The 16,449-nt window shown below is 57.6% G+C and carries 13 protein-coding genes and 1 pseudogene; 5 read left to right on the top strand and 9 right to left on the bottom strand.

All coding sequences use genetic code 11. The features are described from left to right. Window positions 1–659: class I SAM-dependent methyltransferase (locus NB231_RS12215; protein WP_332247706.1), on the top strand; the 659-nt coding region annotated here is incomplete at its 5' end. A 2-nt stretch (window positions 660–661) separates the two neighbouring features. Beyond that, a pseudogene (locus NB231_RS19730) lies at window positions 662–1,036 on the top strand (phospholipase D-like domain-containing protein); the annotation flags it as partial. Window positions 1,037–1,089: 53 nt separating this feature from the next. Here NB231_RS19730 and NB231_RS19725 read toward each other — a convergent pair. Further along, window positions 1,090–2,283 carry a cysteine desulfurase family protein gene (locus tag NB231_RS19725; protein ID WP_005003285.1) on the bottom strand — a complete coding sequence of 398 codons (1,194 nt, stop codon included), beginning with the start codon at window positions 2,281–2,283 and terminating at the stop codon, window positions 1,090–1,092. A 153-nt stretch (window positions 2,284–2,436) separates the two neighbouring features. Here NB231_RS19725 and NB231_RS12205 point away from each other — a divergent pair, with 153 nt between their 5' ends. From NB231_RS12205 to NB231_RS12195, 3 genes are read left to right on the top strand one after another with little or no spacing between them, the layout of a single operon-like run. Further along, window positions 2,437–3,396: a DUF4007 family protein gene (locus NB231_RS12205; protein ID WP_005003283.1), complete on the top strand. Its 960-nt coding sequence runs from the start codon at window positions 2,437–2,439 to the stop codon at window positions 3,394–3,396. Further along, entirely contained in the window at window positions 3,396–6,788 is a 3,393-nt protein-coding gene (locus NB231_RS12200) for a hypothetical protein (protein WP_005003280.1), read from the top strand. Before NB231_RS12205 ends, NB231_RS12200 begins: the two co-directional genes overlap by 1 nt. Beyond that, window positions 6,785–7,624 (top strand): phosphoadenosine phosphosulfate reductase family protein, encoded by an 840-nt coding sequence (locus NB231_RS12195; protein ID WP_040662334.1) that lies wholly within the window; start codon window positions 6,785–6,787, stop codon window positions 7,622–7,624. Before NB231_RS12200 ends, NB231_RS12195 begins: the two co-directional genes overlap by 4 nt. 266 nt (window positions 7,625–7,890) lie before the next feature. Here the strand turns inward: NB231_RS12195 and NB231_RS12190 are convergent, their stop codons facing one another. The 8 genes from NB231_RS12190 to NB231_RS12155 all read right to left on the bottom strand — a co-directional run bounded on the left by NB231_RS12190 (window position 7,891) and on the right by NB231_RS12155 (window position 16,238). Further along, window positions 7,891–8,706, bottom strand: a complete 816-nt coding sequence (locus tag NB231_RS12190) for a phospholipase D family protein (protein ID WP_232210465.1) — start codon at window positions 8,704–8,706, stop codon at window positions 7,891–7,893. A gap of 144 nt (window positions 8,707–8,850) precedes the next feature. Then, window positions 8,851–10,680 carry an ATP-binding protein gene (locus NB231_RS12185; protein WP_156777002.1) on the bottom strand — a complete coding sequence of 610 codons (1,830 nt, stop codon included), beginning with the start codon at window positions 10,678–10,680 and terminating at the stop codon, window positions 8,851–8,853. Beyond that, window positions 10,667–12,262 carry a DEAD/DEAH box helicase gene (locus NB231_RS12180; protein ID WP_005003271.1) on the bottom strand — a complete coding sequence of 532 codons (1,596 nt, stop codon included), beginning with the start codon at window positions 12,260–12,262 and terminating at the stop codon, window positions 10,667–10,669. Before NB231_RS12180 ends, NB231_RS12185 begins: the two co-directional genes overlap by 14 nt. 129 nt (window positions 12,263–12,391) lie before the next feature. Further along, complete coding sequence (locus tag NB231_RS12175) at window positions 12,392–12,646, bottom strand: hypothetical protein (RefSeq protein WP_005003270.1); 255 nt, start codon at window positions 12,644–12,646, stop codon at window positions 12,392–12,394. Window positions 12,647–13,304: 658 nt separating this feature from the next. Beyond that, entirely contained in the window at window positions 13,305–13,598 is a 294-nt protein-coding gene (locus NB231_RS12170) for a hypothetical protein (RefSeq protein ID WP_005003269.1), read from the bottom strand. A 15-nt stretch (window positions 13,599–13,613) separates the two neighbouring features. Then, window positions 13,614–14,324: an RNA ligase family protein gene (locus NB231_RS12165; RefSeq protein WP_005003265.1), complete on the bottom strand. Its 711-nt coding sequence runs from the start codon at window positions 14,322–14,324 to the stop codon at window positions 13,614–13,616. Further along, complete coding sequence (locus NB231_RS12160; RefSeq protein WP_005003262.1) at window positions 14,321–14,851, bottom strand: hypothetical protein; 531 nt, start codon at window positions 14,849–14,851, stop codon at window positions 14,321–14,323. The genes NB231_RS12165 and NB231_RS12160 overlap by 4 nt, the downstream gene beginning before the upstream one ends. Continuing rightward, window positions 14,844–16,238, bottom strand: coding sequence for an AAA family ATPase (locus NB231_RS12155; RefSeq protein ID WP_005003259.1), 1,395 nt, complete (start codon window positions 16,236–16,238; stop codon window positions 14,844–14,846). Before NB231_RS12155 ends, NB231_RS12160 begins: the two co-directional genes overlap by 8 nt. Window positions 16,239–16,449: the final 211 nt, after the last annotated feature.

Here is a 16,449-nt window from a genome sequence, read left to right as displayed (position 1 = left end):
AGGCGGATTGCAGTAGATCAGGCCGCCCACTGACCGTGGCTCAACCGCAACACGATAAGCAGCGCAGAGCGTCGGCGACGCTCTCCTACTATGACCGCCATGCGGAGCGGTTTTTCGACCAAACCGTCGACATAGACATGTCGGCCGCCCGCCACCGTTTCCTGGCTTATCTACCAGCCGATGCAGCGATACTGGATGCCGGTTGCGGTTCAGGGCGTGACGCAGCCGCGTTCGTGAGGGCCGGCTACCAGGTGAGCGCTTTTGACGGGTCGCCCAGGCTCGCGGCCGTAGCGGCGCAGCGTCTGGGGCTCAATGTGGCGGTCAAACGATTCGAGGATCTGACGCTAGAGCCCCGGCTCGACGGTATCTGGGCATGCGCCAGCCTGCTGCATCTCCCTATGAGGCGACTAAGCGATGCCTTCGTGCGGCTCGGCAATGGGCTACGGCCGCACGGCGTGCTGTATGCCTCATTCAAGCACGGCTCGGGTGAGCGCAACGCCGGCGGCCGCCATTTCACGGACCTGGATGAAAATGGCCTGGCCGAACTCCTGAAGGAGATGGCCATACTTCGCGCTCTGGAGGTCTGGGTCGCACCGGACCAACGCCCGGAGCGAAACAGCGAATACTGGCTGAACGCCCTGCTGCGGCGATCGAGATAGGCGTGCCGGCGCATCTGACCACAGGCGGTGCCGACGACCCCTTTCTGCCGAAGCTTTTGCATGCCATCCAGCACGCCACGGAAATCGATCTGGCGGTTGCCTTCATCAAGAGCAGCGGGCTGGAACTGATCTTCGATGCCCTGGCGGAAGCGGTAACCCTCCGTGGCGCGCGCCTGCGCCTTCTTACCAGCGACTACTTGGACGTAACCGATCCCGACGCATTGCGCAAGATTCTACTTCTCGGCGACGAAGGTGCCGAGGCGAAGGTTTTCGAGGCCAGAGAGCGCAGCTTCCATCTCAAGGCCTATATCTTCGTCCGTACCGAAGGCGGCGAGATAATCGAAGGCGAAGCCTACGTCGGCTCCAGCAACATCAGCCGCGTGGCCCTAACCGGCTTGATGGGCATCAGTGGTTCGGGCAGCTCAAAGGATCAGCTCAGACTGAGCGCACCAGCTTTAGCCTTCGACAGCTTCGCCAGTATCTCTTCAATAAGGCCCACAGCCTCTGCAACGTCTTCATCACTTGTGCCGAAACCGAGACTGAAGCGGATCGAAGACTCGGCTTCATCACTATCGAGACCGATAGCTCTCAATACATAGGACGGTTCCGGGATGCCCGAGGTGCAGGCGGAACCCGTCGAGGCCGCAAGACGCGGCTGAAGCGCACTCAGGATGTCGTGCGCGGAGAAACCCACGAAGCGGATGTTGGCGTTGCCCGGATGGCGGACGTGCCCAACCGGGCCGTTTAACTCTACAGGCCACGTCAGGCCACTCAGTTTTTCGACGAACGCATCCCTCCGGCGATGCAACTCCGCACGCCAATCCTCAGCATCGTCACCGGCAAGCAGGTCTGCCGCCGCCCCCATGCCGACACAGAGCGGAACAGGCAGCGTGCCGGAGCGCAAACCGTCCTGCTGACCGCCACCGTATATCAGCGGTTCGACCTTGCCCTGTAACTCGCGCGAGATATAGACGACCCCGATTCCTTTCGGGCCATACATCTTATGTGCAGAGAGACTGACAATATCACTCTGCCCTGCAATTCCTTCCAGATTCATTGCAACGGGCGCTTGCGCCGCATCGCAATGAACAACGGCCCCGCGACTCCACGCGAGCTTTGAGACTTGCGCGATGTCCTGAATCGTGCCGATCTCGTTATTCACTGCCATAACCGACACGGCGAGAACATCTTCACCCAGCATCTCTTCGAGAACTGACAAATCTACAAAACCTTCGCTATCGACAGGTATTAAATCCACCCTGAAACCATATTGCTCTTGCAGGACTCTCCCTACCGATAGCACGCACTTGTGCTCGATGGCGCTCAACAGAACGCGGTCGCGCTTGCCACCGACAGCGCGGCGCCCGAGGCCGAGCAAGGCGAGGTTGTTCGACTCGGTCGCGCCGGACGTGAAGATGATTTCGTCGGCATCAGCGCCGATCAGACGCGCCACTCGCGCGGCGGCGTCTTCGACAGCGCGCGAAGATACCCAGCCAAGGTAGTGATCCGACGAGTGCGGATTGCCGAACGAATCGCTAAAATAGGGAATCATTTCAGCCAAAACGTGCGAATCGACCGATGTCGTCGCCTGATGATCGAGATAAACGGTTTCTTTAATTTTCATTATTTTTCAATGCAGTATGTTTGCATTACCGTGCTGAGCTTCTATTTCGGTCAGCGTCTCTCTACTGGAGAGTAGTCTCCAGCTTCCGTTGACCATAACACGGCTTGTCCGCTACAGTCGAACTGGAGGTATCATCCAGTAGCCGGGGGAAGCATGGCACGCGTATCATTCGATCAAGAGAGCTATACCCCGCAGTTTTCGGGACATGAAACCTTTCCGCTCCGCTACGGGTGGTTGAAAAAAGCTTTCGACCGCGTTGCAGAAACCGAGAGCCAATCCGAGAACAGGATCGCCTGTTGGGGCAACGATGCCATCGCGCGATTCGGCGTCGGTAAAAACATGGTCGCGTCCATGCGTCATTGGGCCAAGGCCACCGGCGTAATCGAGGAACCCACGATCAACTCAGTTCGGACGACGGAGCTCGGCCGCCTGCTGTTCGGCCCAAAGGGGCTCGATCCGTATATGGAACACCCCGCAACGCTGTGGCTAATTCACTGGCAATTGGCGGCTCGCGAAGCCAAGACAACGTGGTTTTGGACGTTTAACCACTATCCCGCCATTACATTCGAGCGGGACGAACTGATCAAAAAGCTCGACCGTCTTGCGAAGGACTGCAATTGGTCGAGAGTTGCTAATACCACGATCAAGAATGATGTTGCATGTTTTATTCGTACCTACGTCGCGCGGCAGCCGTCCGGCAAGACCGGGCCCGACGATGTGCTTGAGTCGCCATTGACAGAGCTTGGATTGATCAAGGCTATCGGCAAGAAGGATGGATTTCGTTTTGTGCGTGGTGCGAAGACGACATTGGGCAACGGAGTCCTCACCTATGCCCTGATCGACTTCTGGTCGCGCTACGCACCGCACGCCGCCACGCTGTCCTCCGAGGCCGTTGCTCACGCGCCCGGCGGGCCGGGCCGCACATTCCTATTCGACGAAGACGATGTCGCCGACCGGCTTGCCGCACTCGACGACGTGACAGCCGGCGCGTTGCAATGGTCCGAGACGGCCGGTCTAAAACAGGTCGTGCGCAACATCGATATCAATGAGGAAGCAGCCCTGTCCTGGATTCGAAGCGATTACGGCGCGTTTGCCGGGAAGGAGGCCGCCTGATGGCTTTGAATGAGCGTGTTCGCATAGCCCGTCGTTTCCTGAGATCGATCCGAATCGATTCCGATCTTGGAGACGCGGTCGCCCTTGAAGGTTTCGTTTGTCCGCAGTCTTCCGCCGACATTCTTTTAACAATGGCGCGTCATGTCTGCGAAACGGGACAGGGCGCATTCACATGGACCGGTCCCTACGGCAGCGGCAAATCGAGCCTTGCCATCGCCCTAAGCGCATTACTGAACAGCAATGCCGATTTGCAAAAGGGAGCGGCAAAAGTCTTCGGACAAAAGCTGACGAAAGCAATTCAAGACGCATTGCCGACGGGCACGAAAGGATGGCGCATCCTTCCCGTCGTCGCCCGGCGCGGCGATCCCATCACCGTCATCGGCGAAGCTGTGGAGCGGACAGAGCTCGCATCACAGCAGCCGCGCGACGGCTGGACCGAAAGCAGCCTGATCGCAGCACTCACCGAAGCCGCTGCCGAAAAGCCTAGAACTCACGGCGGTCTGGTGCTGCTCATCGACGAGATGGGCAAATTCCTCGAAGCCGCCGCGCGGGACGGCTTCGACATTTACATCCTTCAACAGCTCGCCGAGGTGGCGTCGCGGAGCGAGGGCCGTTTCCTTATCGTGGGCGTGCTGCACCAAGCGTTCGAGGAATATGCTCATCGCCTGTCGCACGAGATGCGCGACGAGTGGGCGAAGATTCAGGGCCGCTTCATCGACCTTGTCGTCAATACCGCGGGAGAAGAACAGATCGACCTGATCTCCCGTGCGATCGAAAGCGATCATCATCCAAAAAAACCCGGCACACTGGCCTTCGCCGTCGCCGGTTTTGCGCGCCGGGATCGCAGCGGCGATGCGGAGCGGCTGGCCTTCAGGCTGGAAGCATGCTGGCCGCTGCACCCTGTCGTAGCGTGCCTGCTGGGACCGATATCGCGGCGGCGCTTTGGCCAGAATCAGCGAAGCATATTCGGCTTTCTGAATTCATCTGAACCGCACGGCTTTCAAGATTTCCTGAACCAGGCCGGGGACGGCGAGCTGTATCACCCCGACCGGCTCTGGGATTACCTTCGCGCCAATCTGGAGCCGTCCATTCTCGCTTCACCCGACGGTCACCGATGGGCCTTGGCGGCGGAAGCGCTTGAACGCTGCGAAGCCATCGGCGGTGACGCCCTTCATATCAGGCTGCTGAAAACAATCGCCGTCATCGACCTGTTCAAGGAACGCTCGGGACTCGTTGCGAACTCCGACTTGCTGCGCACCTGTTTCCCCGACACCTCGATCAGGACGCTTGAAAAAGCGCTTTTGCAACTGGACACTTGGTCGTTCACGATCTTCAAGAAATTCCTCGACGCTCGCGCCATCTTCGCAGGGAGCGACTTCGATATCGACCAAGCGGTCCGCACCGCCCTCGACGAGATCGACGAGGTTAATTTCAAGGAACTCAAGACACTTGCCGGTCTACAGCCGATCCTTGCCAAACGCCACTATCATGAGACGGGCGCGCTCAGATGGTTCGACGTAAACATCGTTCCAGTCAACGGTCTCGTCGAATTCGCCGCCAGGCTTAAACCAGAGAATGGGGCAATCGGCCAGTTCCTATTGGCAATCCCGACCGATGGAGAAAGCGAAGACTACGCCGAAGATCTGTGCCGCAAGGCAGCGCGCCATAGCGATGCATGGGACATCGTTGTCGGGATATCGAAAAAAGCTTGGGCCGTCGTGCCACTAGCGCGCGAGTTGTTCGCGCTCGACCGTGTCAACAACGACCACCCTGAATTAGCCGGCGATTCTGTCGCGCGGCGAGAAGTCGCCGCTCGTCTCGCCGCTTTGCAGGCTCTACTGGAAACGGAGCTGCACAAGGCGTTCGACAATGCGTTGTGGTTCCGCAAAAACCACCAGCCTAAGCGCCTGCAGCAGGCTGATTTGAACGGCATCGCTTCCAAGCTAGCGGATCACCGTTTCGACCAATCGCCGCGACTGCATAACGAGTTGTTGAACCGCCAGAAGCCATCAAGCAACGCCGTCGCAGCGCAGAACAGCCTGTTGCGGCGCATGGTCCTCAACGAGGGTGAACCGCGCCTTGGTATCGAGGGCTTTCCGGCTGAAGGTGGCTTGTTCGCTTCCATACTGGAAGCGACGGGGCTGTATACCCAAGAGGGAAAGAACGGGCGTTTCGTTTCGCCGATGACAAGCAGCTTCGATCCGTATCGCCTGGCGCCAATTTGGCAGAAAGCGTTCGAGCACGTGAAGGCACATGCCAATCGCACGGTCGCCATCTCCGAACTGTTCCAAGAATGGCGCAAGCCACCCTTCGGCGTGAAGGACGGCATGATGCCAATCCTCGCTGTCGCCTTCCTACTGTCGCAGCGCGACAAAATTGCAGTCTATCGGGACGGCATATTTAGGGCGAAATTCGACGACGTAGACGTGGACTATCTCGCTAAGGACCCTACCTTCATCCAGTTGCGCTGGATGGACCTCAGCAATGTCGCACGCCGTTTGTTGTCGGGCATGGCGGAAGTCGTTCGCGAACTCGACAAAACAAACGAGCTTGTGCACCTAGAACCCATCGATGTCGGACGCGGCCTTGTCGCGATCTACGATCAGCTTCCGAAGTGGACCGAGCGGACGATGCGATTGTCCTCCAATGCCGTAAAAATCCGCAACTTGTTCAAACGTGCGCACGATCCGAACCAGTTCCTGTTCGACGACATTCCGGAAACGCTTGGCGAAGACGTTTCGCTTGCAGACGCCAAGGATTTGCATCGTGTTATCGCAAGCGTTCGCGAGGGGTTGGAAGAACTGGTCCAGGCGTATCCCGCAATGCTCCACCGTTTGCGCGATATCATGCTGGCGGAGTTGCAGGTCCCGAACGCCTCACCCCAGTCCCTGGCGGAACTTCGCGAGCGCGCCGAAAACATCAGGCAGCTCGCCGGCGACTTCAGGCTCGATGCTTTCGTCGGTCGCCTGTCACAGTTCAACGGTTCAGACGAGAGCTTCGAAGGCATCGCCAGCCTCGCCGCGAACAAGCCGCCGCGTGACTGGGTTGATCCTGACCTCGACCAAGCCACAATAGAGCTTGCCGACATGGCGCAGAAATTCCTCCGCGCCGAGACCTACGCGCGCGTCAAGGGCCGTCCCGACAAGCGGCAGGCGATGGCCGTGTTTATCGGAATGGACGGCCGCCCCGCGCCGCTGCTGGAGGAATTCGACATCGCCGATTCCGACCGTACGGCCGTTAACGAGCTCATCGGGCGTGTCGCGGCTGCCTTGGAGGAAGCCAACATCAGCCGCCACAATATTATTCTGGCGGCGCTAGCGGAACTCAGCGCGCGCTATATGCAGAAGTCTCCACTCCTACACAAGAATGAAAAAGGAAAGGCCGCTTCTTGACAACCAACTCAGTAAAACACGTACTTGGCCTGTCCGGCGGGCGCGACAGCGCGGCGCTTGCTGTCTACATGCGGCAGCATCAGTCCGAGCTGGATATCGAGTATTTTTTCACGGACACCGGCAAGGAACTGCCGGAAGTGTACGAGTATCTCGGACGGCTTGAGGGCTTCCTTGGGAAGCCGATCCTGCGCCTGAACCCCGACCGCGACTTTGATTTCTGGCTCAAGCAGTACAATGATTTTTTGCCGTCACCGCAAACACGCTGGTGCACACGGCAGCTCAAACTGCGCCCGTTCGAGCACTGGCTTCGCCCGCTGCTAGCCGATGGAATGACAATCTACAGTTATGTCGCAATCCGCAGCGACGAGGAATACCGCGAAGGTTACTCGTCCAAGCACAACAATCTCATCGTCAAACTTCCTTTCAAGCAGGCCGGGGTCGACAAGGCCGGCGTGCTGGAAATCCTCGACGGCGCCGGACTCGGCCTGCCGAAATACTATTCCTGGCGAACACGCAGCGGCTGCACTTTCTGCTTTTTTCAGCAGAAGATCGAATGGGTGCGTCTCAAGGAGCAGCACCCCGAAGCGTTTGAGGAAGCCAAGGCGTACGAAAAAGACGCCGTCGAACACGGCTCACCATTCACCTGGAGCCAGGGCGAATCACTGGAAGAGCTAGAACGTCCGGAGCGCATCGCGCAGATCAGGCAAGATCACGAACAGCGGCTCGCGCGCATGCGTTCGAAAGTTCTGCCGAACCCGCTGAGACCGGACAGCGAGCCTCTCGATATCGACGATCTGTACGGTAGGGCAAAGGCCTGTCTCGCCTGCCACAAATAGAGATACGGCCTATTCATCTCTCAATCGTGTTTGTCTTCTCAGTGCACTATTACCTTGCTTTTTTCATGCTGTTGCATCTTGATGCAGCATTTAATGGCAACATCAACAACCTGAATATACTCGATGACGATTACATGACGGTAGCATCAGGAAGACCAGGTTGCGCTCCTTCAAGAAAGCCATCTATCCCTGCTGGTATAGGCCTTCCTGTTATCTGAAGCTTCACTCATTTACACGCTACCCTACCGCGCCGCCGCACGATAGCTCTATTTCCGGAGCTCGCCGATTTCAGAACCTTTTTGTAAATTATTAGATCCTGAAGGCTGGCGATAAACATGCGGGAGAAAATGAAGCAGCCACGCCAAAATCGTATTCCAATGCTCTTCTGGGCTATAGACACAGTATTGCTCATCAACAGTCGAAAGGATCAGATTCCTACCGACCTCCGGCGTTATCACGTTCACTGCAGCTTCCTGAATTCGCTGGACTAGTGGCGTTTGCTGAATGGAGGCCGCAACAAAACGGTAGAAGACCATATCACCAAGACCTGCCGGAATCCGTAACGATCGAAGGTCCCGCTGGCCCGCCTCAACTGTCCAGCCGATGATCCAGTCGATGTCCTGTCTGGCGTATATCTGGAAGAGGCGCTCAGGTCTGGTACAAAGCGGCAGCCACACATCTTCCGGTAAGGTGCTAGTGTCGTCGTAGCCCAGATTTTCCTCCCTCAACTGCTTCGGATAGCTACCGGTAACCCGTATGAGATCCGCGGCAGCGGCCATTTCGTTCATTAGCTGTTGCGAAGCTTCAAAGGAGACCGCGAAAAGACGCTTCTCGAAATCCCTCAGCATCTGCGCATCAGCCAGAACCTCGTACATAAGCTCCAAATTGGCAGGCATCGCCCAACCAAGTGCGCTTTGGGTCAGATTGGCCGACCCAATAAGGCATTTATCATCCGCTCGAAAATACTTTGCATGAAGCAACGGATGAATAAAAAGCCGGGCTCCCGCTCTTGCCTTTATTACGTCAAATATCTCGACATCTGAGGCTCCCGAAGCAATTTCCTCTGGGTGCCACCGCGTCACGCATCTGATGCTCTTTATTCCATATGGAATTGCACTAAGCACCCGCTCAAATGCTGCCACTTTAATGAATGGCGAAACGAGCACAATGTCCGTGTGGGCCTGTGTGCACAGTGCAAGCAATTCCTCTCCAGGTGACCTCATCCGCTAGCTCGCATCCGCCAGAAAATCCCTCGCCATCTTACCCCATTCGTGGCGTACATCCCGAATTTTCTCGCGTGATGGCACATCTTCTTCTTCGTACCGCGCCCATGCCGCGAGTAATAGCTTTAACATATTAGATGCGTTTTCAATTCGCGACACGAGATCACTATCTGAAGCCCCTGATACGTCGATATCAAGGGCCTTGATCAGCTTTCCATAAGCCGGATGCCGGGAGTTAAAACAAACTTCGGTGATACCACCAGGCCGAATATCGACGTTGAAAAACGCCTGGGAGTCGGACTCTGCCGTCACGAAAATAACCTTTCTCCCCCGCTTTTGGACGGCAATTGCGATCTCGCGCGCTACGCGCTTATCGTAATGCTTGTTCTCTACGAGATCCTCGACGAGTTTTTCCTGCGCATCCTCATCATAGGGTTCATCATCAGCTTCTATCTTGTAGCCCTTACTTGCGCGCTCCTTCCATTTGGTTGACGCCGTGTCTTCGACCGAAATATCATCATGCCTGCGGCTACCGGACCGGCGGCCTTTCGTCTGATCTTTCAAGCGATTTCGTATTTGTGTCAGTTGTTCTCTAATATGGTGGACAATATCGATTAAAAGATACCGCGTGTCTCCTTCTTCTTGGAGCCGCCGCTTGAAATCCATATATTTTTCACCGGGCTCCGCCTCAGTTTTCCACTCAAACTGCGACATATGAGAAAAAACTGTCGCCACTTGTTTGTTGTTCGTAACGCCGAATACCTCATCGAGAGCTGGCGGAAACTCGACCTCGACACCCCACCACCGTTCGACCGGATTGTATCCAATAGCCCAGGAACTATCCAATTCAAGTTCACGCCCCGCTCGAACTATCGAGACACCAATATTCCGTCCTGCGTGTTTGCCGTAATCGGTTTTACCTCGATCCAATCCATCATCTGTCACTGTCTCCGGGCGCGCCCACGACATCCGCACACTAACAATATGGCGATGGCCTTCGTAGTCGATCTTAAAGTCGGTATCTTCCTCACCCCATCGCTGGAACATCGGTATGTTGTTAAAGGGTGCCGGTGTCGAGGAAGGTGACATGAGGTAGAGCGGGTCGTTCGCCTTCGCTTTCCGATCCAGCGTGACATTGTCTTCTTCAAGCGCCACAAGCCGAATCTCGGCCTTTCCCGTATTGATAAATTTTCGGTACATCCGGCCGCTGAGAATCTCGGTGTGCTCCAGGGTCGAACGCCCGCCTTTCCATGTGAGTCGATGATCTTCAAAATCGCTCCAAACCACTAGTGTGCCGGTAGTACTGATTTCCTCCGAGTGCGCACGCCACTCATTCGGCACCTTCTGTACTCTCGGCTCGGGGACAATGCGCGTCCTCCCTGCCTCGATGTCGTTGATATCAAGGCAGGTGTGAAGCGCGTTGTCGGGCCCGGCCTGCCATGTCCATACGTCAACTCGCCGGCACTGGGATATCGATGCGTTAGGAAGCCCCATGCCAAAGCGGCCGATGCCGCTGCGGTCAGCTAGATGCGTGCCGTTGCCAAACTGCAAGGCAAGTCGCAATGTAGCTGCATCCATCCCTTTCCCATTGTCAAGGACACCGATTTCTACAATACGTTTTCGCTCCCTTTGCTTTACAAAAATCTTTCTTTCAACACAGAACACTTCCACTAAATCAGCTTTGGCCTGGATCGAATTGTCGATCAATTCAGCGAGTGCATATGCCGTGTTCTTGTATCCGCTGTCCCGCATCGCTTTGACAGCCAGGGACGGTGGTATAACCTCGCCGGCATACCCATTCTCCGAAACCATCATTGCCTCATTTGTGCTCATTCCAAACGTCCTCCCAATTCGCAAATGCTTCGGCGACGCTCCCGAACCCCGGCAATGTCGTGTCCACGACCGTTACGATCTCGGCTTCATGATTTCCATTCGCCCGCGGCCCACGAATGGCGCGGCCCACCATTTGGCTGTAAAGGACGAGGGATCGCGTTGGACGCGCAATAACTGCGGCACTGGTCTTTGGCGCGTCAAAACCTGTAGTCAGCACGCCGTAGTTACAGAGAACCATCGGATATGGGTTATCGCTCTTGAATTGGCGTATGTACCGCTCTCGCCGGGCAATTGGCGTTTCGCTAGTTATAACCTTGGTATCGTGACCTCTCGCAATCAGAATACCAGTCAGCAGATAGGCATGGGGCACGGAGGCGCCGAACACGATGATGCGGCGGTGCCGGACCGATAGCTCTTCAATCGCGGTTATGATCTTGTAATTGCGCTCGCTGCTTTCGGACAGAACACGCAGGACCTCTTCTGAAAGCTCGCCGCCTTCATCCAGAACAGCCTCGTCTTTCTTGGATAGCGGGATAGGCCCGTCGAAGGCCAAGGTGCGAAAGCGCGGGTTGGCAAGATATCCTTCGGCAATCAGGAAGCTGACGGGATCAGGATAGTCCTTGACAGTGAGAGTCACTTTCTCACCACCGAAGAAGTCTGACAATTCCTTATCCGCTCCGGCATCATCCCAGCTTCGCCCGGGTGTCGCAGTTAACCCTAACAGCGCATTAACAGGGCGCTTTGTGTAGAGGGCATCAATGACGGAGCGGTACGTCGGGGCGATAGCCTGATGGGCTTCATCAACCACCGTAAGCGAGGAGCGGTCGCCTAATGCAATCAACGTATTTTGCTCACGCAAATAGGCGGCATGCATCTTGGCGAATCCCGCCACCAATACTCCGTCCCGGACAGAGCCGAGATCAACCGAGTGGTCGCCCCAAAATCGGTAGATGCCAATTGACCGATCTCCCAACATCCGCCAGCTCCGTTCCGCTTCGTCAGCCGCCTGCTCAAGCAATTCCCCACTGTTTGCCAGCCAGCAAACCAACGTCGGTCCGTATTTTTGCAGGTGACGCGCAATAAAATGCATTGCCGTCCTAGTTTTTCCGGAACCCGTCGGCATATGCAGCAACGCTTTCCGAGGCGGCTCTTCAAGCACATGTTGCGTTCTGAGAACAATCTCGCGCTGATAATCAAAAAGTCCGTAGCCGGGCGTCGCTTCAAGGCTGGCAGGCTGGCGGATAAACGGAGCGGACGGATCAGCCACGATCCCAAAGAAACTTAACAATGTTTCATCCTGCGCCCGCTGGCACCCAAACTCGATCATCTTAAGACGTGCGTAAATATTTCCTCCCTGCGCAATGCCTAGCTTCGCACACAGCTCTTTCGCTTTGTCGAGCGGCAGGGCCTCTATGAGCTGGTTTCGAATGGCGTCGCTCTGAATCGCAGCCGGATTGTTATCGGCATGCAGTGTTTTTGCGACATGCCGCAGCTCATCGATAGTGGGCGCGGAACCACCTAGTTGTGTGAGGGTGTCAACTAGATCATCGCCAAGAAGCTGGTAGAGCGACGCCTGTTTCATGGCGTCTACGATAGCAGCTACTGCTATGCCTGGGCTGCTCATAATTCGGCAGCTCCATTAGAGCGGTGCCCAACGGGATGCTTCGTCCGGGTCCCGCAAGCTCGACATGTTAGATATTGGGCGACAGCACTACCGGAAGTTGCACTCATGTTCGGCCCCCGCCGACTTTGTTCCTGGCGGCAACCCCATCAGACAGTCGCCGCTTGAGTTTTGAACCTCGCTCGCGCTTCGTCGTATCGCCCGCTGTCGTGAGATTAGCGGCACATTGGGCGCGGCGATGACGATCAGCAGCGGTTTGTGCCTCATTGTCTGGGCAAGCTCAAAGACGACCTGCTTGGTCTGCCCGGAGAACCGCAGCAGCGCCTCCCGCAGCAACTCATCCATACTTTGTGTCAGATAGCTTTTTCGAAGAAGACACGCCCTTGCTCACGCGCGTCGATTACCTACGCCAAGCTTCGATGCTGCCGGTTACCTGATAATTCAGCATTGCCACATGCAGCGCCCGAGCGTCCTTTACCGTCTTCAGCATCCTTGCTCCCCATTCCTCAATTTGTTGGCGAAAACCTCCGCTCACACTAATTTAAACCCAGCGTCAATCCGATTCCGGGCAGAACCTCACAGGATGGTTAAATTCAGGCGGGAACCTCAGTCGCCCTTTTGATCTGAAGCTACGAGACAGGCAGCAGCGAAGCTGCCAAGACCGCCAAGCCCCAACGACTTCCAGCAAAAACCTTAATCTGAAGCACATCAAGAGCTGGACACCGGCCTTCGCCGGTGTGACGAATAGACTCCTAGCGTGCCGGCAGCGCTAAGTGCTCGCAGGTTCTCGGCCATCCCAAGGGGAAGCCACCATGCCACGTAGAAAACCGTATACCAGATTCAATAATCCATTCCTTGCCTGGGCTGAACTGGCAATCGAAACCGGTGGAATGATGCTGGCGTCGGCCGCCGGTCATCGCTCACCGTACGAGGCGTATGAGTGCAGCTGGCTCCAAGCCGAGTGCGCACGACTGGCTCCATGAGCTCCTGAATTTGCACTCCCTCACGCGGTCTCCACCACCAGATGCTTCCCCAGCGCCGCCAGCGCTTGCCCCACACGCTCGATCTCCGAATGGTAGTTCGGGTGTACCAAGCGCCGGCCGGCACTGGCGTGAAACCCGCCGTTAGCCCGATACACTCGGCGACGGCGCGCTCGGGCACGGCCAGCCGTGCGGCGATGCCGGCGAGGCACACCCAGACTTCGCCCGGCGCATGCCGCCGCTGACATGCGCCGCGTCCCGCCGCTGTCTGCCTCATCCAGCAGGTCGTAGTCGGCGTCGGTCAATGCCTTGTGCATCAGTGCCGAAACCGGTCATCGGGTCGGGCTCCGCGGCATTGGCGATGAGGAAAGCCGGTTCCACTCGATGCGGCGGCGCCGCCAGTGCGCTTCGATGCCCGCCGCGAACGCCGGATTCACCAGCTTGCCGCGGGCATTGCTCCAGTCCGCATCTTCGCTGCGCACGACCACGCCCTCGAGCGGGCCATCGCGATAATGGCTGCGTTCGGTCATTGCCCATTCGCGCAGCCGGGCCAGATTCGTCTCGCCGCGATGCAGCTCAGGCACCACGGCAACCCCGGCCGCGGCGGCCCAGGTGTCGCGACGCCTTGTGCCCCAGAAGCGGCCTGCTCGGCGGTCATAGACATCGAACAGCAGCCACCAGTCCGGCAGGCGATCATAGCCGAGCGTATGGCGCGCCGCGCACCACTCACCGAAGGCGATCAGATCATTGCCGAGTGTCTCTGCGAGTGGGCGTTCATGCTGAGCCAGCCACGCGGTGAGCCGCTTGAACTGACCCGTGAACGGCGCCTGCAGGTACGTGCCCCGGTTCTGGGCACGCAATGTGCCATCCAGCGGCAGTGAGAATCCGAGATTGGCGCCGTCCAGCTTTTCTTCCACCACCACCGGCCCGGCCAGCAGCGCGTCTACCTCCGTCGCGGAGAGTAGCTTGTCGTCGCGCGGTGACCCCTCGCCCAGCCAGACGATGTGCGGCGTATGGGGAAAGCGGAAGAACTCGTCCGTCATGGCAACGCCGGCACGGATCTGCCCGGAAACTTGTTCTGATAGAAGACGCACACGTCATTCGGGCACAAGAACTCGACTCGTATGCCCGCGTCGGCGAGCGCCTGCCACCAATCCAGCCATTTGCAGTCAGCGGCCTGCCAAATGGGTGGTTTTGCCGGATGGGCATTGGCCACTGCGGCAAACTTACGGTCAGCGGGGTCGAACTGCGGTTCCAGCGTGGCGCTCGGGAACTCATCAAAAGAATCCGGTTGGCGTTCGGTCACTGGTATGCAATGGACATGCCTGCGGTTAGCCTGATTCTGCAGCAGCCATTTGAGAAAAACTACGCCAGCACCTTTGCCGCGCTTTGTATCAAGTTTGTTCAGATATTCGGAAACAAGCCGATAGCGATCATCCACGACCACCACACGCTGCCGTGTCGCTTCTTGCAACCGCTCGACGCAAGCGGTAACGCACTGTGGCGAGACTTCGTCATGCGCACCATCGGCCACCAGCAGCACGTTGGTGTCGATCACCACTTCATTCATGTGCGGAACCGGTTTCCTGTTGCTTACGCCTCATCGCGGCTACGGTGCGCGCCGTGATCTCTGCCATCTCGTCGGCAAAGAAATTGTCCGGCCAGTTCTCGATATCGCCAAACGGATTGATCTGCAGGGGTACCAGCTTCACACCGACACCTCCCTGGCGTACGAAATAAGCAGCAACTTCATCCGGAGATATCGCCTGCTCGGCCACGCGCCGCTGCAAGCGCTGCAAGAAGTGCTCGGAATGACTCTCCACGATCAGCTGTACGTTCCGGGGGGTGCCGTTCTGGCTGGCTTGCACGGCACTGATGAAGGCGTCCGCCAGCTCGGCCTGAGCCTGGGGATGCAAGTGAATCTCCGGCTGCTCCATCCATACCGTGGAGTTGGGCTGGGCGTAGAAGGCCTGTACCAGTGCGGGCAGTACCTGTGACACCCCGAAGCCCACGTCGGTGAGCTTCACTTCCGCGGAGCTCCTGCGGGTACGCACCAGAACCTCGTATTCCTTGCGGCCTTCGGCGATGGGACGCACCACAAAGCTGTCGATGACACCCAAATCACGCAGCCAGCGGGCAACGAAAGCGTCGAACGCCTCATACCTCTTCCCGGGACCCCGATTGAGCTTGACCCCATCGTGTGTTGCGGCCAGCAACGCCGGAATCGCCAGTTCACCGCGCGCACCCACCTCCGGCACAGTATCGCCGGCCCAGGAGTAAGTGCGCTGCGGCGGCTCACGCAGCGGTCCGAGATAGGTCAGGTCCGCCAGCAGCTGCTCCAGTCGCAACGGAAACTCCGACAGCGCGTCAGCATTCTGGTAGCGCGCCAGCGTCACGCCCGAGAAGCGGTAGAATTTCTCCGGCGCCTCGATGGGCCACTTTCGACCCTGCTTCATCACCAGCCTCATTGGATCGACATCAAGGTACGGCCCGCTTTTATCGCGAATACCATGTTCGACGCTCAGCGTCGTGTCACCCTGGTTACGCAGCTCGTACCGGAAGCGTTCCAGCTGCGGCTGTTCTTTCGAATCCGCTCGAATCACGGATTCGAGGCGCATGCGGTCGCCCTTATAGGTATTCTTCGGCGCTAGAGGATCACGCAGACTCACGGCCTGGGGCAGTCGCCAGCCTAGGGTGAACTCGAGCTTCTCCTTCATGTCGTGCTCGTACAGGCAATCGGACAGCGTGCCCAGATCGATCGGTGAGTGCCGATCGCCGAGATGGATGGCGCGCCTGCGGTCGGTGAGCAGGGTGGTCTGCTGGAGGCCGAGCAGCAGATGGCCGAGGCTGCTCTTGCCCGCGCTGTTGGCGCCGAAGATCACGGTAAGCGGCGCGAGGCGCACCCGGCCCGTGTCCTTCCATGCCTTGAAGTTCTTGATGCGCAGTTCCGTCAGCATTATCTGCTCCGCCTTGCAAACTGCTCGCTATTCTGCTGCTCTCAGGCAGCGAGTACTAGGCGGCGGGTCCGGCATTCCTCGAACTTGGGCATTTCGTTATTCCTGAGGACGCGGAAAGTTTCGCAAGGGTAGTCCTCGCCTTCGGTGGGGTCCATGAGGTAGCGCAGCGCGGAGCAGGCCGACTCCGATCTCGTGCTTGCGAATCCTGCAC

Source organism: Nitrococcus mobilis Nb-231 (assembly GCF_000153205.1).
GTDB lineage: Bacteria > Pseudomonadota > Gammaproteobacteria > Nitrococcales > Nitrococcaceae > Nitrococcus > Nitrococcus mobilis.
The sequence above is the reverse complement of the archived record's forward strand: the minus strand, read 5'-3'. Positions and strand labels throughout refer to the sequence as shown.

Excerpts from the sequence above, each read along its gene's own strand:
- NB231_RS19725 (WP_005003285.1), bottom strand. The coding sequence starts at position 2,283 with ATGAAAATTAAAGAAACCGTTTATCTCGATCATCAGGCGACGACATCG.
- NB231_RS12205 (WP_005003283.1), top strand. The coding sequence starts at position 2,437 with ATGGCACGCGTATCATTCGATCAAGAGAGCTATACCCCGCAGTTTTCG.
- NB231_RS12200 (WP_005003280.1), top strand. The coding sequence starts at position 3,396 with ATGGCTTTGAATGAGCGTGTTCGCATAGCCCGTCGTTTCCTGAGATCG.
- NB231_RS12185 (WP_156777002.1), bottom strand. The coding sequence starts at position 10,680 with ATGAGCACAAATGAGGCAATGATGGTTTCGGAGAATGGGTATGCCGGC.
- NB231_RS12180 (WP_005003271.1), bottom strand. The coding sequence starts at position 12,262 with ATGAAACAGGCGTCGCTCTACCAGCTTCTTGGCGATGATCTAGTTGAC.
- NB231_RS12175 (WP_005003270.1), bottom strand. The coding sequence starts at position 12,646 with ATGGATGAGTTGCTGCGGGAGGCGCTGCTGCGGTTCTCCGGGCAGACC.
- NB231_RS12170 (WP_005003269.1), bottom strand. The coding sequence starts at position 13,598 with ATGCACAAGGCATTGACCGACGCCGACTACGACCTGCTGGATGAGGCA.
- NB231_RS12165 (WP_005003265.1), bottom strand. The coding sequence starts at position 14,324 with ATGACGGACGAGTTCTTCCGCTTTCCCCATACGCCGCACATCGTCTGG.
- NB231_RS12160 (WP_005003262.1), bottom strand. The coding sequence starts at position 14,851 with ATGAATGAAGTGGTGATCGACACCAACGTGCTGCTGGTGGCCGATGGT.
- NB231_RS12155 (WP_005003259.1), bottom strand. The coding sequence starts at position 16,238 with ATGCTGACGGAACTGCGCATCAAGAACTTCAAGGCATGGAAGGACACG.